This is a genomic window from Streptomyces sp. NPDC020299, assembly GCF_044387825.1.
GTDB lineage: Bacteria > Actinomycetota > Actinomycetes > Streptomycetales > Streptomycetaceae > Streptomyces.
The window spans coordinates 18,854-41,853 of sequence record NZ_JBIRWL010000021.1 but is presented as its reverse complement, the minus strand read 5'-3'; the positions used below and the strand labels follow the sequence as shown (position 1 = coordinate 41,853).

At 71.4% G+C, this 23,000-nt stretch carries 19 protein-coding genes; 2 read left to right on the top strand and 17 right to left on the bottom strand.

The features are described 5' to 3' along the window. From ACH45E_RS38225 to ACH45E_RS38210, 4 genes are all read right to left on the bottom strand, one after another. The gene (locus ACH45E_RS38225; protein WP_361452182.1) at positions 1-2,610 is read right to left on the bottom strand and encodes an ABC transporter substrate-binding protein; all 2,610 of its coding nucleotides are present in this window, start codon (positions 2,608-2,610) and stop codon (positions 1-3) included. A 147-nt stretch (positions 2,611-2,757) separates the two neighbouring features. Beyond that, positions 2,758-3,807, bottom strand: a complete 1,050-nt coding sequence (locus ACH45E_RS38220) for a YihY/virulence factor BrkB family protein (protein ID WP_361452185.1) — start codon at positions 3,805-3,807, stop codon at positions 2,758-2,760. Positions 3,808-3,825: 18 nt separating this feature from the next. Then, positions 3,826-4,383 (bottom strand): GH25 family lysozyme, encoded by a 558-nt coding sequence (locus ACH45E_RS38215; protein ID WP_361452188.1) that lies wholly within the window; start codon positions 4,381-4,383, stop codon positions 3,826-3,828. 106 nt (positions 4,384-4,489) lie between these two features. Further along, positions 4,490-5,521 carry a phosphatidylinositol-specific phospholipase C domain-containing protein gene (locus ACH45E_RS38210; protein WP_361452191.1) on the bottom strand — a complete coding sequence of 344 codons (1,032 nt, stop codon included), beginning with the start codon at positions 5,519-5,521 and terminating at the stop codon, positions 4,490-4,492. A 575-nt stretch (positions 5,522-6,096) separates the two neighbouring features. Here ACH45E_RS38210 and ACH45E_RS38205 point away from each other — a divergent pair. Further along, positions 6,097-8,034 carry a beta-N-acetylglucosaminidase domain-containing protein gene (locus ACH45E_RS38205; RefSeq protein ID WP_399042410.1) on the top strand — a complete coding sequence of 646 codons (1,938 nt, stop codon included), beginning with the start codon at positions 6,097-6,099 and terminating at the stop codon, positions 8,032-8,034. Positions 8,035-8,057: 23 nt separating this feature from the next. Here ACH45E_RS38205 and ACH45E_RS38200 read toward each other — a convergent pair whose 3' ends face one another. The 9 genes from ACH45E_RS38200 to ACH45E_RS38160 form a co-directional block, all read right to left on the bottom strand. Beyond that, the gene (locus ACH45E_RS38200; protein ID WP_361452197.1) at positions 8,058-8,720 is read right to left on the bottom strand and encodes an NAD(P)-binding domain-containing protein; all 663 of its coding nucleotides are present in this window, start codon (positions 8,718-8,720) and stop codon (positions 8,058-8,060) included. A 176-nt stretch (positions 8,721-8,896) separates the two neighbouring features. Continuing rightward, positions 8,897-9,109 (bottom strand): EF-hand domain-containing protein, encoded by a 213-nt coding sequence (locus ACH45E_RS38195; protein ID WP_199213668.1) that lies wholly within the window; start codon positions 9,107-9,109, stop codon positions 8,897-8,899. A 58-nt stretch (positions 9,110-9,167) separates the two neighbouring features. Then, positions 9,168-10,094: a MerR family transcriptional regulator gene (locus tag ACH45E_RS38190; protein ID WP_361452200.1), complete on the bottom strand. Its 927-nt coding sequence runs from the start codon at positions 10,092-10,094 to the stop codon at positions 9,168-9,170. 54 nt (positions 10,095-10,148) lie between these two features. Continuing rightward, the gene (locus tag ACH45E_RS38185; RefSeq protein WP_361452203.1) at positions 10,149-11,336 is read right to left on the bottom strand and encodes a hypothetical protein; all 1,188 of its coding nucleotides are present in this window, start codon (positions 11,334-11,336) and stop codon (positions 10,149-10,151) included. Further along, a complete protein-coding gene (locus ACH45E_RS38180; RefSeq protein WP_361452206.1) occupies positions 11,336-12,133 on the bottom strand; it encodes a polysaccharide deacetylase family protein in 798 nt (265 codons plus the stop codon). The genes ACH45E_RS38185 and ACH45E_RS38180 overlap by 1 nt, the downstream gene beginning before the upstream one ends. Positions 12,134-12,248: 115 nt before the next feature. Then, positions 12,249-12,752: an ATP-binding protein gene (locus tag ACH45E_RS38175; protein ID WP_361452209.1), complete on the bottom strand. Its 504-nt coding sequence runs from the start codon at positions 12,750-12,752 to the stop codon at positions 12,249-12,251. Between the two features lie 273 nt (positions 12,753-13,025). After that, positions 13,026-13,793 (bottom strand): enoyl-CoA hydratase-related protein, encoded by a 768-nt coding sequence (locus ACH45E_RS38170; protein ID WP_361452212.1) that lies wholly within the window; start codon positions 13,791-13,793, stop codon positions 13,026-13,028. 362 nt (positions 13,794-14,155) lie between these two features. Next, a complete protein-coding gene (locus ACH45E_RS38165) occupies positions 14,156-15,400 on the bottom strand; it encodes an Ig-like domain-containing protein (RefSeq protein WP_361452215.1) in 1,245 nt (414 codons plus the stop codon). 305 nt (positions 15,401-15,705) lie between these two features. After that, complete coding sequence (locus tag ACH45E_RS38160) at positions 15,706-16,884, bottom strand: Ig-like domain-containing protein (RefSeq protein WP_361452218.1); 1,179 nt, start codon at positions 16,882-16,884, stop codon at positions 15,706-15,708. Between the two features lie 204 nt (positions 16,885-17,088). Here ACH45E_RS38160 and glgX point away from each other — a divergent pair, with 204 nt between their 5' ends. Further along, positions 17,089-19,317 carry a glycogen debranching protein GlgX gene (glgX, locus tag ACH45E_RS38155; RefSeq protein WP_361452221.1) on the top strand — a complete coding sequence of 743 codons (2,229 nt, stop codon included), beginning with the start codon at positions 17,089-17,091 and terminating at the stop codon, positions 19,315-19,317. A gap of 7 nt (positions 19,318-19,324) precedes the next feature. Here glgX and ACH45E_RS38150 read toward each other — a convergent pair whose 3' ends face one another. The 4 genes from ACH45E_RS38150 to ACH45E_RS38135 are packed head-to-tail and all read right to left on the bottom strand — an operon-like array spanning position 19,325 to position 22,907. Next, entirely contained in the window at positions 19,325-20,002 is a 678-nt protein-coding gene (locus ACH45E_RS38150; protein WP_361452224.1) for a response regulator transcription factor, read from the bottom strand. Continuing rightward, positions 19,992-21,242: a sensor histidine kinase gene (locus ACH45E_RS38145; RefSeq protein WP_361452227.1), complete on the bottom strand. Its 1,251-nt coding sequence runs from the start codon at positions 21,240-21,242 to the stop codon at positions 19,992-19,994. Before ACH45E_RS38145 ends, ACH45E_RS38150 begins: the two co-directional genes overlap by 11 nt. Positions 21,243-21,267: 25 nt before the next feature. After that, the gene (locus ACH45E_RS38140) at positions 21,268-22,002 is read right to left on the bottom strand and encodes an ABC transporter permease (RefSeq protein ID WP_361452230.1); all 735 of its coding nucleotides are present in this window, start codon (positions 22,000-22,002) and stop codon (positions 21,268-21,270) included. Continuing rightward, positions 21,999-22,907, bottom strand: a complete 909-nt coding sequence (locus ACH45E_RS38135) for an ABC transporter ATP-binding protein (protein ID WP_361452233.1) — start codon at positions 22,905-22,907, stop codon at positions 21,999-22,001. Before ACH45E_RS38135 ends, ACH45E_RS38140 begins: the two co-directional genes overlap by 4 nt. Positions 22,908-23,000: the final 93 nt, after the last annotated feature.

Below are 23,000 nucleotides of genomic sequence, written 5' to 3'. Positions count from 1 at the left end.
TCAGTGCCGCGGGCAGGGGAAGGTGTGCGGTGGGGTTCCCCAGGTTGCCGGGTTCTGGCGGTTGGGGAGGATGCCGCAGCTGAGCAAGGTGACGGCCGTGCCGGTCGGTTGCGTGATCTCGCGGATGAACATCGCTTTGTCGGGCGGGAACTTGTTCTGGCCGTCCAGCCGGAGCACGCCGGACGCTCCGGGGTACTGGGACACGCCGTGGGCGGTCAGCCAGAGGTAGATGTCGTCGGAGGTGACGTTGCCGTTGCGGGAGGTGGGGATCAGGTTCTCGACGACCTTGGTGACGATGCCGACGGTGTCGAAGCCGCCGGCGGCGTCGGCGTCGGCGCCGCGGTGGCCGAAGACCGTGGCGAAGTCGCGGGTGAACTGGGCGTAGGGGTCCCGGGGGTCCTGTGTGGGCGCGTTCGCCGTTTCGTAGAAGATCGTCATGTACGGGTACGCCTGCGCCGTCCCCACCGGATCGACCTGGAAGCCGATGGGGGCGCTCTCGGCGATCAGCGGGATGGTGCCGTGCGACGGCTGGCACTGGCCGCCGGCCCGCTGCATGGCGTTGAGGAAGCTCGGCAGGACTCCTGAGCGGCCCAGGTAGACGATGACGCCGTGGGCGTCCGTGACCTTGTCGCACACCGCTGTCGCGATGTCCTCCGGTGTCCTCGTCCCCGGCTTCTCGCTGAATTCGACTTCGTCGGTCTTTCCGTACTTGTGGTAGGCGTCGGCGAACAGGTTCCGCAGGTCCGTGCTGAAGTAGGTGTCGGTCGAGTCGTACACCACCACGGGGTGCGGTCTGTCGCTGGCGAGGTCCCGGACCGTCGGTGCGTTGTGGATGAAGTCGGCCAGGACCGAGGCGACCCGCGCGTTGGGCGTGGTGACCTGGAAGTAGCGCGGCGGGGAGCCGGGGCCGACCATGTTGCTGCCGGTCACCCCGTTGGCGATCACCGGGATCCCCTTCTCGTCGAGCTCCCGGGCCGCCCGCAGGGACTCGGGGCGGCTCTGGGTGATCCCGAGGACCGCGACGATGTGCTCCTCCGCCTTGCGGCGGATGATCATCTGGGTGACGTCCGGGCCCTTGCCGATGCTCGAGCCGTACGCGAAGTACTGGCCGGTGTTGGCGATCAGCAGGCGGATCGGCATCTTGTTCTGGCGGTTCTCGCTGTTCAGCTTGTGCTGTTGGGCGATGACGCCGCGCAGGATCTGCAGACCGATCGGCGGGTCGTCGTACACGCCGGTCTGGAGGCTCAGGGGCGCGAGGAAGACGAGTGTCCTGAACCTGCCGCCGGTGATCTTCGCGTTCTCCTTCGCGACCTGCTGTTCCAGCTCCTTGAGCTCCTTCCCGCGCTCTCCCGGGACCGCCAGGTCGCACTGCTTTCCGTCGGTCACGCCGACGCGCTCACCGGTCGAGACCGTCACGCAGGAGGGCGGCGGCGCGTGCGGGCGCGGTGGAGCCGTCCAGAGGAAGTGCTGGGCCACGAGGGCACCGGCGGTGGCGGTGGCCAGGAACGGCAGCGCGGTCGGGCGGAGCCAGTCGACGGACTTGTCCCTGCGGACGGTGACGCACGGGTGGTTGGTCAGCCAGGTCTCCGCCATGCGTTCCTCGTCGTCCTCGGCGTGCAGCGTGATCAGGCGCACGGGTTCCTCGCTGCCCTCGGTGAGGACGGTGAAGACCTGGTCGGCGATGCCGTTCGGACGGTTCATGTCGGCGTCGAGCGGGACGGCGTACTCCGGCGGCTGTCCCGTGCAGGCGGCGAGGATGAGCAGGGGCTGGGTCGGCTGGTCACGGGCGAGTTCCTCGAACGTGCCGAGCAGGGTGCGGCCGGGCCCGTTCACGTCGTGGATCTCGGGGATCATGACGACGACGGCCCACCGGCGCCGGGCCCACAGGTGGCTCAGGCGCGACCTCCACCGGGTGGCCCTGCGCAGGTCGGTGAGCAGCGCGCGCAGCAGGATCCGGCGCACTCGCGGGTCGTCCCGGTCCAGTTGGCCGTCTTGGCAGAACGAGAGCGCGGCGTCCAGGAAGCAGGCCGTGCCGAGTTCTTCGGCGACCCAGCGCAGGCCCCAGTGCCGCAGATGGAACCGGTAGCAGAACCGGGGGAAGCCGACGGTCAACGCCGCTACGAAGCTCTGGAGCCAGCCGGTCAGGAAGTGCTGCCCGAAGGAGCGCGCGAACCTGTCGCCGGCCGCGAGCACCGCCCGCCGGCCCAGCAGCTCGGTGTGCAGTGTGTCGAGGATCGGCTGCTGCTGGGCCCGGACGTCTCCGACGCCGCTCTGCTGGTCCAGCACGGCCCGGCAGGTGTGGAAGTGCGGCAGGCCGAGGTGCCCCGACGGCATGGTCAGCTGGAGCTGCTGCGCCACGCCGTCCATCGCCTCGACGAACCCGCCCCCGCGCCTGCCGTTGGTGACGACGGCGTGCGGCACCCGGCTGTGCTGGTTCCCGTCCCCGTGCGTGAGCCGGTGCCGGTACTCCTGGACCAGATGGGTCGCCGCCGCCGCGTCGCCGCCCTGCCTGGCCAGCACCAGGGCCGGTACCCGGCTCGCCTTGGACCTGCGGGCCACGAAGGCATCGATCTGGCCTATCAGCCGATCGGACCACTTGGGATACGGCACGCGTCGCCTCCATGACGAGAAGGAGAGAAAGGGCAGAGGCGTAACGTGCCAGAGAAGGTGACCGCAACATCCTGGTATTGCGACTAATGGCGCCTGATAGGTGATTCTTGCCGCTCTCGGACCGGATCACGGCGGGACCTGCCCTCCTCAGGGCCCGTCGTCGAGTCGGCGCAGGTCCTCCTCGTCCCACTTCCGGGTGTCGCGGGGCTCGGTGTAGGGCTCCTTGTCCGGAGGCAGGCCGCCGGTGATCGCCCGCTGCCGGACCGTCTCGGCGTCGAACTCCAGGCCGAGCAGGATGGCGAGATTGCTGATCCACAGCCAGACCAGGAAGATGATGACGCCGGCCATGGTGCCGTAGGTCTTGTTGTACGAGCCGAAGTTCGCGACGTAGAACGCGAACCCGGCGGAGGCGGCCATCCAGATCAGCAGGGCGAGGAAGCTGCCCGGGGTGATCCAGCGGAAGCCCTTCACCTTGGCGTTCGGGGCCGCCCAGTACAGGATCGCGATCATGATGGTGACCAGGAGCACCAGGACGGGCCACTTGGCGATCGACCACACCGTCAGCGCGGTGTCGCCGATCCCGAGGGCCTTGCCGGCGTGGCGGGCCAGCCCTCCGCTGAAGACCACGATCAGCGCACTGGCCACCGCGAGCACCATCAGCACGACCGTCAGTCCGACGCGCACCGGAAGGATCTTCCAGATCGGCCGGCCCTCGGGCATGTCGTAGACCCGGTTGGCCGTGCGGATGAACGCCCCGACGTACCCGGACGCCGACCACACCGCCAGCAGGATGCCGACGACGGCCACGATCGAGCCGGTGCCGGAGTTGTTCTGCAGCTGCTCGACGGCGCGGGTGATGATGTCCCGGGCCGAGCCGGGAGTGAGCTGCCTGAGGTTGGCCAGCACCTTGTCGGTGACCGACCTGCCGGTGATCCCCAGCAGGGACACGAGCACCAGCAGGGCGGGGAAGAGCGAGAGGACGCCGTAGTAGGTGAGCGCCGCGGCCCGGTCGGTCAGCTCGTCGTCCTGGAATTCCCGCAGGCTTCCTTTGAGCACCGCCTTCCACGCGTGCCGCGGCAGTTTCGTCGGCGCGTCCGGCGCGCGCCGCTCGACCTCGGGGCCGGGCCCCGCCTCCTCGGGCGAGGGGACCTCGTCGCTGCCGTGGGGATCATTCCGCCCCGGAAGACGCAGCTTCATGCCCTTCCGGGTACCCCCTCAGTCCTTCTTGGCCCACTCCACGAGCGCGGCCTTGCTCGCGAAGGCGGCCACGTCCTTGTCGTGGGGTGCGCTGGTGTACTGGTGGAACCGCCACTTGGCCTTGATCCGGGGCTTGCCCGCGGTGACGTAGTCGGCGATCCACAGACCGTCACCGGCGTACGAGGTCATGTCCACGTTCAGCCAGTAGTTCCGGTTGGCGTAGAGCAGGACCCGGTTGCGTGGCCGCAGCTCCTTCAGCTTCCGGATGAAGCGGTCCTTCTCCGTGTTGCTCGCGTGCGTTCCCTCGCTGGTCGTCTCCCAGTCGACGGCGAGGATGTCGCCCGCCTTCTCGGGGGTGTGCCTGAGGAAGTACTCGGCCTGGGCGGTGAGGTCGCCGGGCCACAGGAAGTGGTAGAAGCCGACGACCAGACCGGCGTCCCGGGCGTGCTTCGTCTGGGCGGAGAGCCTCGGGTTGACGTACGAACGGCCCTCCGTCGCCTTGACGAAGACGAAGGAGAGGCCGCTGGTGTCGTACGAGGAGGACTGGTACGCGCTCACGTCGATGCCGTGCAACATGGGGGGACTCCTGAAGTGCCAGTGGGGTGACACGAGTTGACTGGGTTATGCCCCACCCTGGCACGCTCGATCCGGCGCCACCCCCCGAATTGCCGGATGTGCCCGGTCAGCTGCGGGCCGTCACCGACCCGAGCACCGATGCCGACTTCGCCGACCAGTCCGAGGTGATGATGCTGGCGTGGTCCGCCGCCAGCAGGGACAGCCGGGCCGCGACCTCGGCGTCCGTCGGGGCGGTCGAGGAGATGGCCGGGGACACGTTGTAGGCGTCCGTCATGATCAGGATGTAGTGGTTCGCGGAGTAGAAGGACGTGGCGTAGCCGTTGTTGACGTAGGACGCCGCGTCACCGTCGAAGAACACGAACCACGGCTGGATCGAGGCGTCGTAGCGGCTGGTGCGCGGATCGCCGCCCGCCGCGCCGAGGACCGCGGGGAAGGCCTGGGCGGCGGAGATGTTCCCGGCCGCGTACAGGTCCCGCAGATGGTCGCCGTACTCCTGGTCCGTCCAGTAGTGGTCGAAGGGGTTGGACTCCTCGACCGTGCCGGGGATGAGCTCGAAGAGGAACTTGCCCTTGAGGGCGTCCCGGTTGGGCCAGGCGTTCGCCTTGGCCGCCGCGTCCAGGGTGGAGTACGTGGAGCCCAGCAGGTCGGAGGGCTTGTACACGCTGCTGCCCAGCTTCGCGGCGACCAGCGAGTCGAACTCGTCGGGGCCGAGACCCGCGTCGTTGTTGAAGCCGGCCTTCATCTCGACCTTGAAGACGATCGGCGCGTGGTCGGGGTGGAGCTGGTTCCAGGCGGCGATGTTGTCCAGGCAGCTGCCGAGGTCCTGGTTGCGCTGCTTGCTGTACAGGTCGCTCGGGGTGCTGGCGTATTCGCAGTTGTTGTCGTTGCCCAGCGGGTTGCTGTGGCTGACCCGCCAGCGGTGGTTCACGCTGTCGGCGTAGACGTCGAGTTCGAGCAGCGAGGCTCCCGAGTCCAGCGCCTGGGCGAAATAGGTGTACTTGGACTTGTCGTACGCGTTGTGCGTACCGATCGCGGTCGTCTCGGACAACTTCCCCGAGGCCGCATGGGCGTCGCCGGGTCCCATCAGCACCATCGCGGCCGCACCGAGCAGCGCCGCCAGCCGTCTGACCGTACGCACGTGAAATCTCCTTCGTCGTCACGGAGTTGGCGGCAGCGTAAGGGCAAGCGGTTACTGTTCGGTAGCCCCTGGAGGAACAGGAGGCACGCCGGTGCCGTGCGACCGGCGTGGCCGAGCTCGTCGGCCGGGAAGGTTTCACCCGGAAGCGGCGGGGCCACACCACCTGGTGGTCCTGCTGCACGGCTGGGTGAAGGTGGTCGCCCAGTCGCACGCCGGCTACCGCGCCCTGCTCGCGCTGCGCGGCCCCGGTGAACTCGGCCAGGGTGTACTGGCCCCATGACATCACCGCACGCGGGCTGCCGGTCTTCACCCTGTTGGGCGGCGCCTGACTGGAGGGTGTCGCCGGCGGGCGGGGGTGCCGGCACGGCTGGCCATAGCCGATGTGTTCGCCGATGTTTCCGGCACAACGTCACACGGACGCGTACGATCTCGCGCCGACAGAGCGGAAACCGCCAAGCGAAAACTGTCGTTCCGTCATAATTTGTGCCCCAAGTGGTAGTTCACTGTCAGTGGCACTGGCACTGGCACGGTCAATGGCAATGGCAATGCGCGGACAGACGGTGGAGGGGGCACGGGTGCGCCGGTTCCGAGTCCCGCCGCAACTGTTGCTGGGCTTCGTGCTCGGCCTGGTCGTCGTGGTGTCCGCCCGCGCCTGCGGCGGCCCGGACGGCCCGGCAGGCGCCTCGGCGGCGGCTCCGGCCGCTTCGGCGGGCGGTGGCTCGGCCGTGACGCGCGCGGGCGCCGCCCCGGCGGGCCTGCCCGCCCTGTGGCCCGCGCCGCGGAGTGTGCGCCGCGACGCCGGTTCCGTGCGGATCGGCCGCGGCGTGGCGGTGCGCTCCGACGCCGGTACCGACACCGCCACGCTGGACGCCGTCACCCGGGTGCTGCGCGCGGGCGGCGCCCGTCAGGTCCGCCTCGGGGACGCGCCCAGGTCCGGGGAGCTGCTGGTCACGGTGTCGACGGGCGGTACGCCGAAGGAGCTGTCGGCGCTGGGCGCCGACGGGCCCGGCGAGCTGACCTCCGGCGGATACGTCCTCGCCGTCGGCACCGACCACGGCCGGCCCCGCGCCGTCCTCGCCGGGGCGGACGCGGCCGGCGCCTTCCACGCCGCCCAGACCCTCGCCCAACTGGTCCGCCCGGTCGGCTCGGCGGCGGCCCGCACCGAGCTGCCCGCCCTCCGCGTCCGCGACTGGCCCGCCACCCCGGCCCGCGGGATCGTCGAGGGCTTCTACGGCAAGCCCTGGACCCAGCGGGAGCGCCTGGAGCAGCTGGACTTCGCCGCCCGCTTCAAGCTGGACACCTACGTCTACACCCCCAAGGACGATCCCTACCTGCGCGCCCGCTGGCGCGAGCGCTACCCCGAGGCGCGGCTGGCCGAGCTGCGCACCCTGGCCCGGCGGGCGGAGGCCGACCACGTCTCCTTCGTGTACGCCCTCTCCCCCGGCCAGTCGGTCTGCTACTCCTCCGCCACGGACACCGCCGCGCTGACCGGCAAGTTCCGGCAGCTGTGGGACGCGGGGGTGCGGGCCTTCGCCGTGCCGCTGGACGACATCGACATCGACCGCTGGAACTGCGCACGCGACGCGACCGTGTACGGCAGCGGGCGGGGCGCGGTCGGCCGGGCGCAGGCGGACCTGCTGAACCGGGTGCGGCGCGAGTTCCTCGAGGCCCGTCCGGGTGCCGCCCCGCTGCTCACGGTGCCCACCGAGTACGACGGGTCGGCCGCCGGTCCGTACAAGTCCGCGCTGGCGGACCGGCTGGACCGGGGCGTCTCGGTGATGTGGACCGGGCCGCGGATCGTCTCCCCGCGCATCCGCGCCGACCAGGCCCGCGAGGCCGGGCAGCGGTACGGGCACGCGGTGCTGGTGTGGGACAACTACCCGGTCAACGACTACACCGCGCAGCACCTGCTGCTGGGCCCGTACACCGGTCGTGACGCGGGGCTGCCCGGAGCGGTCGCGGGCCTCTTGGCCAACCCGATGCCCCAGGCCGCCGCCTCCGACCCGGCGCTGTTCTCGATGGCCGCGTACGCCTGGAACCCCACGGCGTACCGCCCCGCCGACGCGCTCGACGCGGGCCTGGCCGTGCTGGCCGGCGGAGACGGGCGGGCCCTCACGGCGCTGCGCGCCTTCGCCGACGTCAACCGGGCCTCACGGCTGGACCCCGGGCAGGCACCGCGACTGGCGGCGCTGACGGCGGCGTACTGGCGGGGCGGCGGCAAGGCCGAGCGGGCCCTGCGTGAGCGGCTCACCGTCCTCGCCTCGGCCCCGGACACGGTCCCGGCCGCGCTGCGCGCCCCGGCCGCCCCCTGGCTGGCCTCCGCCCGGGACTGGGCCCGGGCCGCCCTCGCAGCGCTGGACGTCCGCGACGGCAAGGGCTCCCGGGACCGGGTGCTGTCCCTGCGGACGGCGGCCCGCTCCCACCCGGTCGTGGACTGGCAGGGCCGGGCCCGTCCGGTGGAGGTGGGAGCCGGGGTGCTGGACGCGTTCGTGGCCCGGGTGGTGGGTCGGTAGGTCCGGGCCGGGTCGGCGCAGTCCTACCCCCGGAAGTCCGCCGGGCGCTCCTCGGACGCCTCCGCGAGGGCCTTCCGCACGCCGTCCGCACCTTCCCGCAGGCCGTACACCGGGGTGCCGGGCTGCTGGCGCCAGGACTCGTCGAGGCCGCCCGTGTCGACGGTGTCGAAGCCGAGTTCGTCGATCAGCGCGCGGACCTTCGCCTTGGCCGCCGCGTCGTCGCCGGCCACCGGCAGGGCCATGCGGTCGGGGGCACCGGCCGGGCGCGGGCGGTCGAGGATGTCCTGGGCGTAGGTGCCGTTGAAGGCCTTGATCACGGGGTGCTCGATCTGGCGTTCGGTCCAGCGGCTCTCGGTGAGGCCCTCGTCCTCGATCGCCGCGATACGGCCGTCCCGCTGCTGCGGGTAGTAGTTGCCGGTGTCGATCACGGCCACGCCCTCGGCCGCCCCGTCGAGCAGGCCCTTCGGCAGGGCCGGGACCGCCTTCAGGGGAACCGTGACGACCACGACCTCCGCGCCGTGTGCCGCCTCCTCGGCCGGTACGGGGGTCGCGCCCGTCTCCTCGGCCAGTTCGGTGAGCGTGTGCGGACCGCGCGAGTTGGCGACGGAGACGTCGTGGCCGAGGGCGGTGAGCCGCCGGGTGAGGTTGCCGCCGATGTTGCCCGCGCCGATGATGCCGATCTTCATGACAGGCCCTTCCGGGTTGATGCATGCGCATGCGCTTGTCGTGCGGCGACAACCCCGGGGGCGCGCGGGCTATTCCACGGGTTACGGCAACCGTGGGATCAGTACCGCGTCCACGGAGAGGGCGGTCCGGTAGCCGAAAGGGGGGCGCCCGGCCGGGCGCCCCCCTCTGGCTCGTGTCACTTGCTCAGGTAGGCCCAGAACTCGTCGAAGGACAGGACCTTGTCGCCGTTGAGGTCACGGGTCCTGATGACGGCCTCGGCCACCGTGTCGGTGACGTTCCAGTCGCCTCCCTGGGCGAGGGCGGACTTGAACTCGGCTGCGGTGATGAAACCGTCACCGTCCGCATCGATCCGCTGGAACTGCTTGCGTGCTTCCTCGATGTCCGCCACCGATCCGCCCCTTTTGTCGCGTTGCTTCGGTCTTGCTGTCGTACTGACGCAGGTCAGACTAACGGCCCGGCCAGGCCTTCAGCGCGGCGACCACCCAGGCGAACTCCTCCCGGTACTTCGGGGGCTCCGTCTGCCCCTTGATGACAGCCGCCAACTCCCGGTAACGGGCGACCTCGTTGCCCAGATCGATGCGGCGCAGGACGGCCGCCCGGTCGGTGTCCGCGCCCAGCAGCTCGGCCAGCACGGCGTCCGCCCCCGGGGCGCCGGGCGCCACGCCCCGCGCACGCGCGTCGCCGACCAGCTCGATCAGCCGCTCGAAGAACCGCACCGAGGAGCCGGCCGGAGCGTCGGGTCCGCGGTCGGCGGCGTTGTACTCGATCATCCTGCGCATCGCGGCCCGGAAGTCCGGATTCTGCAGCAGTTCCGCCAGCTCCACCCAGGCGTCGACCTGCGCGGGGCCGGGATCGTCCGGCAGGCTCACGCCGAGGCTCCGCGTCCGCTCCCGGATCCACGGGTCCGCCGTGTCGAGCCCATGGAAGATCTCGTCCACGAACTCGTCCACGATCCGCTGCCGCTCGGCCGCCGACAGCCGCGCCAGTCTGTTCATCAGGGTCGTCTCCTCCGCGCTCGATCCGCGTCGCGCCACCGTGGACAGCACCGCCCGGGTCACCTTCAAAGACCGGATCTGCGCGTCCAGGGCTGCCACGTGCGCCGCCGCCACCTCCGCGACCGTCGTCTCGCCGGCCAGTACCTGGCGCACATGGCCGAGGCCGAGGCCGAGCTCGCGCAACGTGCGGATCAGTTCCAGGCGGGCGACGGACCCGGCGTCGTACAGCCGGTATCCGCCCGAGGAGCGGGCCACCGGGGGCAGGGCGCCCTCGTCGGACCAGTAGCGGATGGTCCGCACGGTGAGGCCGGTGGCCCGGGCCAGTTCGCCGATGGTGAAGAGGGGGGTGCGGTCCGCGGGGGTGCCGTCTGCGCTCACACCGGCGAGTGTGGACCTTCCAGCGGGTGGAGACTCAAGCGGTCCCGGCGTGCGCTAGCGGAAGATGCCGGTGTGGCCGAGCGAGTAGCGGCCCGGCTGCGGGTAGACGGCCAGGCCGTGCGGCCCGCTGCCGACCGGGATGCGGGCCAGCAGGCTGCCGGTGCCGGTGTCGATGGCGTACACCTCGGAGTCGTAACGGCCGGACAGCCACAGGACCTTGCCGTCCGCGGAGACCCCGCCCATGTCGGGGCTGCCACCGCCGGGCAGGTGCCACTTCTTCGTCAGCCGGTCCTGGGTGAAGTCGAAGACGGAGATGGTGCCCTCGCCCCGGTTGGAGATGTACATCTCGCGGGAGTCGCGGCTGACGTACAGCCCGTGGGCGCCCTTGCCGGTGGCGAGGAAGCCGGGCTTGGCGAAGGTGTCGCCGTCCAGGATCCACACGCCGTCCGCCATCATGTCGGCCACGTAGAACCGCTTGCCGTCGGGCGAGATCTTGACGTCCTGCGGCATGGCGCCGGCGAGCGGCAGTTTCTGCTTGCCGATCACCGCCATCCGCTCGGTGTCGACCTTGAGCAGGTCGCCGCTGAACTCGCAGGAGACGATGAAGTACCGGCCGTCGGGGGAGAAGTCGGCGTGGTTGACGCCGGCGCAGGCGACCGGGACGGTCTTCACCTTCTTCATGGTGTGCGCGTCGCGGAAGACCAGTTCGCGGTCGAGGGAGGCCATCACGATGGCGTATCTGCCGTTCGGCGTGAAGTACAGGTTGTAGGGGTCGTGGACGTCGACCCGTTTGCCCGCCTGCCCCGTCCGGGGGTCGATGGGGGTGAGGGTGTTGCCCTTGTCGTCGTTGACCCAGAGCGTCTTCAGGTCCCAGGAGGGCACCACGTGCTGGGGCTGCCGGCCCACCGGGATGGTGTCGACGACCCGGTAGGTCTTCGGGTCGATCACGGAGACGGTGTCGGAGTTGGTGTTGGGCACGTAGACCCGGGACGGGAAGTCCCGCACCACCGGCGAGAGCCGGCCCGGACGGTCGGCGGCGTACACGTCGGCCGGGTCGAGCACGGGAGGCATCCCGGGCAGCGCGTCGGCCTGCGCCTTCTGCACGGACGGCCGGACGGGCGCCGTGCTGCCGGGGATCTCTTCCTTGTGTTGCCCGGTTCCGCCGCCGCACGCGGACAGCAGCGTCAGGGCGGCGAGGGCGCAACCGGCGGCCAGGGCGCGGGCGGCATGGGTGGGATGCATCAGCTCAGCAGCTCCGTGGTGGTGACCGCGCGCAGCCCGCGGTGGACGAGTTCTTGGAGTACGGCGGGGAGGGCGACGACCGTGTCGGGATAACCGAAGTGCAGGCTCACCACGGAGCCCGCGCGGACCTGGTCCAGGACCGTGCGGGTGATGGCGGGGGCGCCGGGCCGGGTGTAGTCCAGCGAGTCGACGTCGTACGACAGCACGTGCGGGTAGCCGGCCTCCTGGGCCAGCCGGGTGACCAGCGCGGAGGCGGTGGGCGCGCGCGAGGGCCGGAACCAGGTGCCGATCGATCCGGTGAGCCGCCTCAGGCGGTCCGCGCACGCGGTGATCTCGGCGCGGGCACCGGCCTCTGACATGGCGTTGACCGCGAGGTGGCGCTGGGTGTGGTTGCCCAGGTCATGGCCGCCGTCCAGGATCCGGCGGGCCAGGTCGGGGTGCTCGTCGAGCCAGTTGCCGACGGCGAGGACGGTGATCCGGGCGCCCTGCCGTTCGGCCTCGGTGAGCAGGCGGCGGGCGAGGCCGGGCTCGCCCTGGCCGTGGAAGGTGAGGGCGACGGCGGCGTCCGTGCGCGGGCCGTGGGTGATCTGGACGGGGTGCCGGGGGAACGCGCGCGGGGACGGGGCCGGCCGGGGCGTGGCCGCCGAACGACCGGAAGCACGCGGCCGCGTGGCGGACGCGGCGGGGTGTGCGGGGCCGCCGGACTCCCCGCAGCCGACGGCGAGCCCGCCCCCGGCGACGAGCCCGGCGCCCGCCCGGAGCACCCCGCGTCGGTTGGTGGTGGTCACCCGCACCATTTAAGGGGCGCATGGTAAGAAATGGGCACATTGGCCCGATCGAGGGACGTTTTCGGGTCGCGGTGACGCTACGCAGCCCGTCCGGCGCTTGCGGGGCACCCGGAACCGGCCGGACCTAGCGGTCGGCGACCCGCATCTCGAACCAGGTCGTCTTGCCGCGCGGCAGCAGGTCAACGCCCCAGCGGTCGGACAGTTTCTCGACCAGGAACAGGCCCCGCCCGCTGATGTCCATCTCCTGAACCGGCATCAGACAGGGCAGCCCCCGGGAGGGGTCGCGGACCTCGACGCGGAGCCAGCCGCGGCGGCGGCGCATGCGGAGGCCGAAGACGCGGGCGCCGGTGTGCCGTACGGCGTTGCCCACGAGTTCGGAGACGAGCAGGACGACGTCCTCCGCCGTCTTCGGGCCGAGCGCCCACTGGCGCAGGACGACGACCTGGGCGAGCCGGCGGGCGGTGGCCGCCGACTCGGGGCGGGACGGGAGCGGAACCTCGGCCTCCGTCGGATTGCCGAACAACTCGATTGCTTTGAGCGCCCGTTCGTCCTCGACCGCAGGCGACCAGCGCGCCGCGGTCGCACGGCCCTGTCCCCGCGGCTGTTCGATGCCCTCCAGCCCCGCCATGCCCCCATCATGGCCGTCCGGGGCACCCTCCGGGGCCGTTCCGGAGGAATACGCCCCCCGTGCGCTCCCGTCACACAGGAGGCGGTCGGCATATGCCGGGGGCATTACGGAGCCGCCGCCGTCCGGGCCGACCTGCGGCGACGACCCGCTCCCGGGCAAGGGCCGGGAACCCCCGACGAGACAGGCTTAAGGCTGCTTTAAGGTTCCTGCAAACCGCCCCATCGGGGGACCCGGAGTAACGGGAAGTGGCGCGCGGCCCAGAGACTCAGAGGCTCAGAGGAACTTCGCCTTGCCCGGCCCCTCCTCCACGAAGCTGCGCATGCCCCGCTCGCGGTCCTCCGTGGCGAACAGCCCCGCGAACCAGTTCCGCTCGACGGCGAGCCCGGTCTCAAGGTCGGTCTCGACGCCGGTGTCGATCGACTCCTTCGCCGCGCGCAGCGCGATGGCCGGGCCCTGCGCCAGCTTCGCGGCCCAGGCGTGCGCCTCGGCGTACACCTCGGCGGCCGGGACCACCCGGTCCACCAGACCGATCGTCAGCGCCTCGTCGGCCTTCACCATGCGGCCGGTGAAGATCAGGTCCTTGGCCTTGGAGGGGCCGACCAGCCGGGGCAGCCGCTGGGTGCCGCCCGCGCCCGGGATCAGACCGAGCAGGATCTCCGGCTGGCCGAGCTTGGCGTTGTCGGCGGCGATGCGGTAGTCGGCGCACAGGGCCAGTTCGCAGCCACCGCCCAGCGCGTATCCGGTGACGGCCGCGACCACCGGCTTGGGAATGCGGGCCACGGCGGTGAAGGAGTCCTGGAGGGCGCGGGCGCGCAGGACCATCGCGGTGTGGTCCATGGCCTGTATCTCCTTGATGTCCGCGCCCGCCGCGAACACCTTCTCGCCTCCGTAGATCACCACGGCGCGCACGTCGTCGCGGCGCGTGGCCTCCTCGGCGAGCTCCTTGAGCCGGTCCTGCGTGGCGACGTCCAGGGCGTTCATGGGCGGGCGGTCGAGACGCAGGGTCCCCACGCCTTCGGCGACTTCGAGATTCACGGTCATGGGCAGCAGGTTAACGGGGGCTAACGGCGTCCGGGCCGGTGCGGTCGCTCACACTCTGCCGGGGGTCTGGGGGTCGCCCCCCAGGCAGACACAGCACGGGGGCTAACGGCGTCCGGGCCGGTGCGGTCGCTCACACTCTGCCGGGGGTCTGGGGGTCGCCCCCCAGGCAGACACAGCACGGGGGCCAACGACGCCCGGGCCGGTGCGGTCGCTCACACTCTGCCGGGGGTCTGGGGGTCGCCCCCCAGGCAGACACAGCACGGGGGCTAACGGCGTCCGGGTCGGTGCGGTCGCTCAGACCACGCGAGCGGGCCCGGTGCTGTTCGTCACAGCGCCGGGCCCGTGCGTCGGTCAGTGGGGGCTCATGCCTTCCACTTGTCCCACGACATGTTCCAGCCGTTGAGCCCGTTGTCCGGGTCCACGGTGCGGTCGTTGGAGTGCTTGACGACCACCACGTCGCCGAGCATCGAGTGGTTGAAGAACCAGGCCGCCGGAACGCCGCTGTCGTAGCCGCCCTTGACGTCGCGCAGGCCCACGCAGCCGTGGCTGGCGTTGTAGTTGCCGAAGGCGCCGCCGCCCCAGTAGTTACCGTGGATGAAGGTGCCGGAGTTGGTCAGGCGGATGGCGTGCGGGACGTCCTTGATGTCGTACTCGCCGCCGTAGCCGACCGTTTCGCCGTTCATGCGGGTCACGGTGAGCTTCTCGCTCATGACCATCTGGCCGTTCCAGGTGTCGTAGCCGGGCTTGCCGGTGGTGACCGGGATGGTCTTGACGACCTTGCCGTCCTGGGTGACCTTCATCGTGTGCTTCTTGGCGTCCACGACGGAGACCTGGTTGCGGCCTATCGTGAACTTCACCGTCTTGGACTGCTTGCCGTAGACGCCGTCGCGGCCCTCGACACCGTCGAGGTTCAGCTTGACGGTGACCTTGGTGCCGGCCTTCCAGTAGTTCTCGGGCCGGAAGTCCAGACGGTCGTTGCCGAACCAGTGGCCCTCGACGTCGACGGCCGGCTCGGTCTTTATCTGGACGGCCTTCTTCACGTCTCCGGGGTTGGTGATGCCCCGGGTGAAGCGTATGGAGAACGGCATGCCGACGCCGACCGTGGACCCGTCCTCGGGGGTGAAGTAGCCGACGAAGGTGTTCTTCGGGGTCAGCGTGGTGAAGCTGGAGTCCTCGGCCGCCTCCCTGCCCTCGGAGTCCTTGGCCACCGCGTGCACCTTGTACCTGGTCGCGGCGGCCAGGTGGGTGGAGGGCTTCCAGCCGGTGCCGTCACCGGTGATGGCGCCCGTGATGGTGGTGCCCTTGTCGTCCTTGACCTCGACCTCGGTCAGCTTGCCCTTCCCGGCGCTGACCTTGAGGGCGCCGCTGGTGTCCACCTCGGTGGCACCGGACTTGGGCAGGATGGTCACCACGGCTTCGGACTGCTTGCTCTGCCCGGAGGAGTCCTTGCCCTTCCCGCCACCGGAGCCGGACCCCGACCCCGAGTCCGAGTCGCCCCCACCGCACGCGGTGACGGACATCAGCAGGACGCCGGCTATGAGCACCGGCCACTTCCTCCGGCCCCGCCGGCCCCCCACCGACGCCCCCGATATCGGCCGCACGTTCAAGTCGTTCTCCCCTCCCCGGGCCTGGCCAGACCCGCACGCCGCACCAATTGCGGGCCTTGGGGCGCCCAAGCCGGCGGCGAGGTGCCGACCGTGCTCAGCCCTTCGGGCCTCCGCGCGCTCGGCACCTCTCCCCCGGCGCGCCCCTGCGGCCCGCGTCGCGCGCCCCACGCACGCATCGGCGCATATTAACCGCCAGGTTTTGGGGATCGTGTCAGCCGAAGGTCACCGTTTCGTAGCAACATCAACTGAGCGGGACACCAACCGAACGGAACGTCAACCGAACGGGACGACAACCGAACGGGACGTCAGTCGACCGCGCCGCCCGCCTTCCACTCCTTCCACCCCATGTTCCACCCTCCGAGACCATTGTCGGGAGCGACCTTTTTGTCATTGCTGTGCACGACTTCGACGACGTCCCCGACCAGGCTGCGGTCGAAGAACCAGCCCGCGGGCGTGTCCGAACCGCCGCCCTTGACGTCCCGCAGACCCACGCAGCCGTGGCTGACGTTGACGTTCCCGAAGGAGTCCGGGGCCCAGTAGTTGCCGTGCAGGAAGGTGCCGGAGTCGGTGAGCCGCATGGCGTGCGGGACGTCGGGGATGTCGTACTCGCCGCCGAAGCCGACCGTGCGGCTGTTCATACGGGTGACGTCGAGCATCTCCATCACCACCATCTTCCCGTTGTAGGTGGTGTGCTCGGGGGCGCCGGCCGTGATGGGCACGGTGGCGAGCAGTGCGCCGTCCCTGCGTACCTCCATGGTGTGCTCGGCCGCGTCCACCACGGAGACCTGGCTGCGGCCGACGGTGAAGTCGACCGTCTTGTACTGCAGCCCGTACACCCCCCGCGCCCCCTCCACATCGCGCAGCCGCAGCCCGACGGTGACCCGGGTGCCGGGCTTCCAGTAGTGCTCGGGGCGGAAGTCCAGGCGGTCCTTGCCGAACCAGTGCGGGCGGATCTCCACGGGGGGCTGGGCGGTGACGTGGACGGCCCGCTCGACGGCGGCCCGGTTCTCGATCTCCCGGTTGAAGGCCAGGGAGACGATCATCCCGGTGCCGACCGTGGCGCGGTTCTCGGGGGTGACGTATCCGATGAACCGCTCGTCGGGGACGTACGTCGTGAAGGTGGTGTGCCGGGCCGAGCGGTGCCCGTCGCCGTCCAGTGCCACCGCGTCGACGGTGTACCTGGCGGCGAGCGCCAGCTTCGGCTCGTCCGGCTCCCAGGTCGTGCCGTCGGCCGTCAGATGGCCGGGCACCGGGGTCTCCTGGGCGTCCTGGGAGCGGCGTACGGTCACCGACTCCAGGCGCCCGTCGGGTACCCGTACCCGCAGCCGCTGGTCCGGGCGGACGTCCTTGCTGCCGTCGTCCGGGAAGACGCCGATGGTGTCCTTGGGGGCCGGGGGTTTGCCGAGAACCCGGTCGATCCCGATGTCGTCCGGGATGTCCGGGCCGCAGCCGGTGGCTCCGGCCAGCAGTCCGGCCCATGTCATTACCGCGGCCAACGCGACGCCCGCGCGCCGTGTGCGTCCTTGTGCATGCCTCACGGGGGGCTCAACGATCGTGACCGCCCTTGGGAAACGTGAGTGCGACGCTAGGGCTGGGCAGAACAGTGGGGAGGACGACGCGACGGGGCACACGGCGGGACCCCGCGTGCCCGTTTCCACGTCGTTCCACGAGCCGCAGGAGGCTGACCCGTGACCAGCTCGGCCGAGCAGCAGGTAGTGGCGGAACAGCGCACCGCAGTGGTGAACGGCACCCGGCGCGCCGCGCCGCCCACCGTGCCGGTCTGGCCGGGCGCGCCGACTCCGCTGGGCGCGCGCTTCCGGGTCGGTCCGGACGGCGTGGCCGGCACCAACTTCGCGCTGTGGGCGGCCGGTGCGGAGGCGGTCCAGCTGTGCCTGTTCGACGAGGGCGGACGGGAGACGCGCGTCCGCCTGACCGAACTGACGCACGAGATCTGGCACGGTTTCGTGCCCGGCGTGATGCCCGGGCAGCGGTACGGCTACCGGGTGGACGGCCGCTGGGACCCGTGGATCGGCGCCCGCTGGAACCCGGCGAAGCTGCTCCTCGACCCGTACGCGCGTGCGGTGGACGGCGAGTTCACTCTGCCGGCGGAGGTGTACGGGCACGTACGGGACTGGCCGGAGCAGCATGTCGCGGACACCGTGCGCGACGACCGGGACTCGGCGCCGCACGTCCCGAAGGGCGTCGTGGTGTACGACGACGAGGACTGGGCCGACGACCGCCGCCCCAAGACCCCGTGGGCGGACTCGGTCATCTACGAGCTGCACGTACGCGGCTTCACCAAGCTGCACCCCGGCATACCGGAGGAGCTGCGCGGCACGTACGCCGGTCTGGCGCACCCCGCCGCGATCGAGCACCTGGTGAAGCTGGGCGTCACCGCCGTCGAGCTGCTGCCCGTCCACCAGTTCGCGCACGAGGACCACCTGCTGCGCCGCGGCCTCAAGAACTACTGGGGCTACAACTCCATCGGCTACTTCGCCCCGCACGCGGCCTACGCGGCCTCCGGTACGACGGGCCAGCAGGTCGGCGAGTTCAAGCGCATGGTCCGGGCGCTGCACGCGGCCGGCATCGAGGTCATCCTCGACGTGGTCTACAACCACACGGCCGAGGCGGGCGAGCTGGGTCCCACGCTCTCCCTCAAGGGCATCGACAACCGCGGCTACTACCGCCTCCAGGACGACGCCCGCCGCTACGCCGACTACACGGGCTGCGGCAACACCCTGCACGTCGTCCAGCCCCAGGTCCTCCGTCTGATCACCGACTCCCTGCGCTACTGGGTGACGGAGATGGGCGTGGACGGCTTCCGCTTCGACCTCGCCGCCGCGCTGGCCCGCTCCATGCACGACGTCGACATGCTCTCCCCGTTCCTCGCCGTGATCTCCCAGGACCCGGTGCTGCGCCGGGTGAAGCTGATCGCCGAGCCGTGGGACATCGGCTCCGGCGGCTACCAGGTGGGCGCCTTCCCCCCGCTGTGGACGGAGTGGAACGACCGCTACCGCGACGCCGTCCGCGACTACTGGCGCGGCGCCCTGCCCGACGTACGCGACCTCGGCTACCGCCTGTCGGGCTCCAGCGACCTGTACGCCTGGGGCGGCCGGCGCCCCTACGCCTCCGTCAACTTCATCACCGCGCACGACGGTTTCACCCTCCGCGACCTCGTGTCCTACGAGCGCAAGCACAACGAGGCGAACGGCGAGGGCAACCGGGACGGCTCGAACGACAACCGCGCCTGGAACTGCGGGGCGGAGGGGGACACGGACGACGAGGGCATACGGGCCCTGCGCCGCCGCCAGCTGCGGAACCTGCTGACCACCCTCCTGCTCTCCACCGGGGTCCCCATGCTGGTGGCGGGCGACGAACTGGGCCGCACCCAGGGCGGCAGCAACAACGCCTACTGCCAGGACAACGAGATCAGCTGGCTCGACTGGTCCCTCCTGGACGACCCCGCCTGGCGCCCTCTGTTCGATCTGGCCTCCCGGCTGATCGCCCTGCGCCACCGCCATCCGGTGCTGCGCCGCCGCGCCTTCTTCTCCGGCAGTTCCCAGTCGGCGGACGGCCTGCGGGACCTGGCCTGGTTCACCTCCCGGGGCACGGAGATGACGGAGGGCGACTGGTACGCGCCCGCAGCCACCCTCGCCATGTACCTCTCCGGACGGGACATACCCGGCCGGGACGAGCGGGGCCTCCCGGTCCTCGACGACAGCTTCCTCGCCGTCCTCCACGCGGGCGACGCCCCCGCCCCCTTCGTCCTGCCCGGCCCGCCGTGGGCGGCGCGGTACGAGGTGGTCGTCGACACCTCACTGGACGACCAGGGCGAGGCCCCGACGGTGGTGCACGAGGCGGGTGCGGAGATCACGGTGCCGGGACGGGCGGTGCTGTTGCTGAGGGTGGCGGGCTGAGGGGGCGTCAGCGCCTGTCGGGGGGAGGCCGGCCGAGGATTCCCCGGTCGTAGGCCGTCGCCACCGCCGCCGCCCGGTCGTTGACGCCGAGTTTGGCGTACAGGTGGGTGAGGTGGGTCTTGACCGTCGCCTCGCTGATGAACAGCTCGCGGGCGATCTCACGGTTCGACGTGCCCTTGGCGACCAGGGCCAGCACTTCGCGTTCGCGCGCGGAGAGCGGCTCGTTGCCGGGAGTCCCGGGGGAACGGACCGCGGAGACCAGGCGGGTGGCGACGGCCGGGGACAGCACCGTACGGCCCTCGGCGGCGGCCCGTACGGCGGTGAACAGCTCGTCGCGCGGGGCGTCCTTGAGCAGATAGCCGGTGGCGCCGGCCTCGATCGCGGGCAGGGTGTCGGAGTCGGTGTCGTACGTGGTCAGCACGAGGACCTTGGCACGGGCGCCGCGCCGGGCCAGTTCGCGGATGGCGTCCACGCCGCCGCCGCCCGGCATGCGCAGGTCCATCAGGATCACGTCCGGGTCGAGGGCGGCGGCCCGCTCCAGCGCCTCGCCGCCGCTCGCGGCCTCGCCCAGGACGGTGAAACCGGGCGCTGACTCGAACATGCCGCGCAGACCGTCGCGTACGACGGGGTGGTCGTCGACGATCAGCAGGGAGATCGTCTTCTCGTACGGCGTGTCACTTGTCATGGCGGACCAACGGTACGCGAGCCGACAGCGCCGTGCCGTGTCCCGGATCGGACTCCACGGTCAGCGTGCCCGCGATGCGTTCGGCTCGGGCTCGCATGCCGTCGAGGCCGAACCCGCCGGCCCGGGTGCGTTCCGGGAGGGCGAGGGGGTCGAAGCCGGTGCCGTCGTCGCGGATGTCGAGGATCACCTCGTCGCCCAGGTAGGAGAGGGTGACGCCGACGCGGGAGGCGCGGGCGTGGCGGGCGGCGTTCGACAGTGCTTCCTGGACGATCCGCAGGAGGGTCGCCGCGACCTCCTCGTGGAGCTGTTCCGCGGTGCCGGTGACGGTGAACTCGGCGGAGACGCACGCGCGTTCGCCCCATTCGGCGACCGTCTTCTTCAGGGCCTCGGGCAGCCCGTCGTGCTCCAGCGCCACCGGCGCCAGGTTGTGCACGGAGCGGCGGGCCTCGCCGAGGCTGTGCCGGGCCAGGTCGGAGGCGCGCTGGAGGTGGGTGCGGGCGATGTGGAGGTCCGGCGCGTTCGCGACGACCTGGAGCTGGGCGATGATGCCGGTCAGGCCCTGGGCGAGCGTGTCGTGGATCTCGGCGGCCAGGCGCCGGCGTTCGTCGGCGACCCCGGCTTCCCGTGCCTGGACGAGGAGTTGGGCGTGCAGGGCGGCGTTCTCGTCGAGGGCCTGCTGCAACGCCGTGTTGGTGCGGCCCAGTTCGGCGATGGTGTCGGCCTGGATGCGGGCCTGGTCCTGCTCCTGCTGGTTGAACCGGGTGAACACGCTGACCAGGACCATGTTGAAGCCGAGGATGAGGAAGAAGCCGGCCCAGCGGGTCGGCCCGTGCGGCGGCATGCCGCCCACCTCGCTGCCGGCCATGGTGATCGCGGTCAGGAAGAGACCGGGCATCACCAGGCGACGGGGCAGTTCCCGGCCGGCGGTGTAGTAGCCCGTCACCGCGTAGAGGGCGAAGAACGGGTTGAGCCAGGTGAGTACGAACCCGAGGGCCCAGCGCAGGAAGTAGAGGCACGTACCGGTCCGGCTCGGGCCCGGCCGCCTCCGCTTCACCCTGCCCCACCACACCTGGAGCGCGGCACCCGCGGCGACGAGTACCGCCGAGGCGATGATCGCCGAGCGGCCCATGCCGACCAGGCGGGCGGAGAGGGCCGCCGCGACGACACCGGCGGCCAGCAGCGCGTACGGCCCCCGACGGTCGAAGGAGGCCCTGGGCTCCGGTGGCGCGGGCTTCGTCATGGTCCCAGTGTCCGGCACGCTCCGCTCATTCCCAGCGGAACCAGCGAGCCGCCGCGGCCGTCGACAGCCCTGTCCACAGAGCGAGTACGCCCAGGTGCCCCCAGCCGGGCCAGTCTCCGGCGGCCGCCTCGTTCAGGGCGCGGGCAGCGGCCCCGAACGGCGTCAGCTGAACCACGCGCGCCATCGTGTGCGGCATCTCCTGCACCGGCAGCCACAGGCCCGCGCAGAACATCATCGGGAAGAACACCGCCGAGCCGATCGCACCGGCGATCTTCGTGGTGCGGGACACCGCGGAGACGACGGAGCCGAGGGCGAGGGCCGCCCCGGTCGCGAGGAACAGCGCCAGCAGGTATCCGGCCGGCTGTCCGGGCAGCTCGACGTCGAAGGCGAGCCGGCCGACGGCGAGCGCGAGCAGCGCCGAGCCCAGCGCCACCGTGCCCTGCACGGCCATCTGCGCGGTCAGCAGCGCGGAGGGCCGTACGGGAGTGAGCCGCATCCGGCGCAGCACGCCCCGTTCCCGGTGGCCGGTCAGGGCCTGGGGCAGCGACTGCACCCCGGACATGATCAGGGCGATCAGTACGGCGATGGGCACGTAGGCGTCGACCGGCCGGAGCCCGCCCAGGGACTTGTCGGCCTCCCGGAACGACGGGATCGAGCCGAGGATCACCAGCAGCAGCGTCGGGAACAGGGCGATCCAGAAAACGGCGCCGGGCTCGCGGCGGAACAGCCGGAACTCGGTGCGCAGGACGGCGGTGTTCATGCCGCGGCCTCCTTCGTCAGGTCGAGGAACGCGTCGTCGAGCGTGGCGTCGACGACACGGAGCTGATGGGCGGTGATGCGGTGGCGGGCAAGGAGGGTGATGACGGCGTTGACGGTCTCGTCCGTGCCGGACAGCGTGATCCGGCCGTCCTTGCGGGCGACGGAGGCGAGCGCGGGCAGGGCGTTCAGCTCGCCGTCGTCCAGGGGGGCGGACGGGGTGAAGCTGATGACGGTGGCGCCCGCCGAGCGCCGGATGAGGCCGGCCGGGGTGTCCAGGGCGGACACCCGTCCCTTGTCGATCACGGCGATGCGGTCGCAGAGGCGCTGGGCCTCCTCCATGAAGTGGGTGACCAGAAGGACGGTGACGCCGCCGGCCCGCACGTCCTCGATGAGCTGCCAGGTGTCCCGGCGGGCGCGCGGGTCCAGGCCGGTCGTCAGCTCGTCGAGGACGACGATCCGGGGATCGCCGATCAACGCCAACGCGATGAACAGGCGCTGCTTCTGACCGCCGGACAGCTTGGCGAACCGTGTACCGAGCTTCGAGGCCAGCCCGAGCCGCTCGGCGAGCGGCGCCCAGTCCAGCGGGCCCGGGTAGAAGGAGGCGTACAGCTCCAGCGCCTCGCGGACGGTGAGCTTGGGCTGGAGCTCGCTCTGCTGGAGCTGGGCGCCGAGCAGGCGGGACACGCGCGCGTGGTCGGCGACGGGGTCGAGGCCGGTGACCCGGACCCGGCCCCCGTCCGGGACGCGCAGGCCCTCGACGCACTCGACGGTGGTGGTCTTGCCGGCGCCGTTCGGGCCGAGGATCCCGAAGATCTCGCCCTCCTCGACGGTGAAGGACACTCCGTCGACGACGGGCCGGCCGCCGTAGGACTTGCGCAGGTCGCTGACTTCGATGACGGATGGCATGCGTCGAGCGTCCCGGGAGAGGGCACCCGACCGCATCGGCCGTCGCGCTCGACCCCGCATCAGCCGATCGGTTGATGCGACGGTACGACCCCC

Excerpts from the sequence above, each read along its gene's own strand:
- ACH45E_RS38135 (WP_361452233.1), bottom strand. The coding sequence starts at position 22,907 with ATGCCATCCGTCATCGAAGTCAGCGACCTGCGCAAGTCCTACGGCGGC.
- ACH45E_RS38175 (WP_361452209.1), bottom strand. The coding sequence starts at position 12,752 with ATGGCGGGGCTGGAGGGCATCGAACAGCCGCGGGGACAGGGCCGTGCG.
- ACH45E_RS38140 (WP_361452230.1), bottom strand. The coding sequence starts at position 22,002 with ATGAACACCGCCGTCCTGCGCACCGAGTTCCGGCTGTTCCGCCGCGAG.
- ACH45E_RS38145 (WP_361452227.1), bottom strand. The coding sequence starts at position 21,242 with ATGACGAAGCCCGCGCCACCGGAGCCCAGGGCCTCCTTCGACCGTCGG.
- ACH45E_RS38170 (WP_361452212.1), bottom strand. The coding sequence starts at position 13,793 with ATGACCGTGAATCTCGAAGTCGCCGAAGGCGTGGGGACCCTGCGTCTC.
- ACH45E_RS38200 (WP_361452197.1), bottom strand. The coding sequence starts at position 8,720 with ATGAAGATCGGCATCATCGGCGCGGGCAACATCGGCGGCAACCTCACC.
- ACH45E_RS38215 (WP_361452188.1), bottom strand. The coding sequence starts at position 4,383 with ATGTTGCACGGCATCGACGTGAGCGCGTACCAGTCCTCCTCGTACGAC.
- ACH45E_RS38150 (WP_361452224.1), bottom strand. The coding sequence starts at position 20,002 with ATGACAAGTGACACGCCGTACGAGAAGACGATCTCCCTGCTGATCGTC.
- ACH45E_RS38180 (WP_361452206.1), bottom strand. The coding sequence starts at position 12,133 with ATGGTGCGGGTGACCACCACCAACCGACGCGGGGTGCTCCGGGCGGGC.
- ACH45E_RS38160 (WP_361452218.1), bottom strand. The coding sequence starts at position 16,884 with ATGACATGGGCCGGACTGCTGGCCGGAGCCACCGGCTGCGGCCCGGAC.
- ACH45E_RS38220 (WP_361452185.1), bottom strand. The coding sequence starts at position 3,807 with ATGAAGCTGCGTCTTCCGGGGCGGAATGATCCCCACGGCAGCGACGAG.
- ACH45E_RS38185 (WP_361452203.1), bottom strand. The coding sequence starts at position 11,336 with ATGCATCCCACCCATGCCGCCCGCGCCCTGGCCGCCGGTTGCGCCCTC.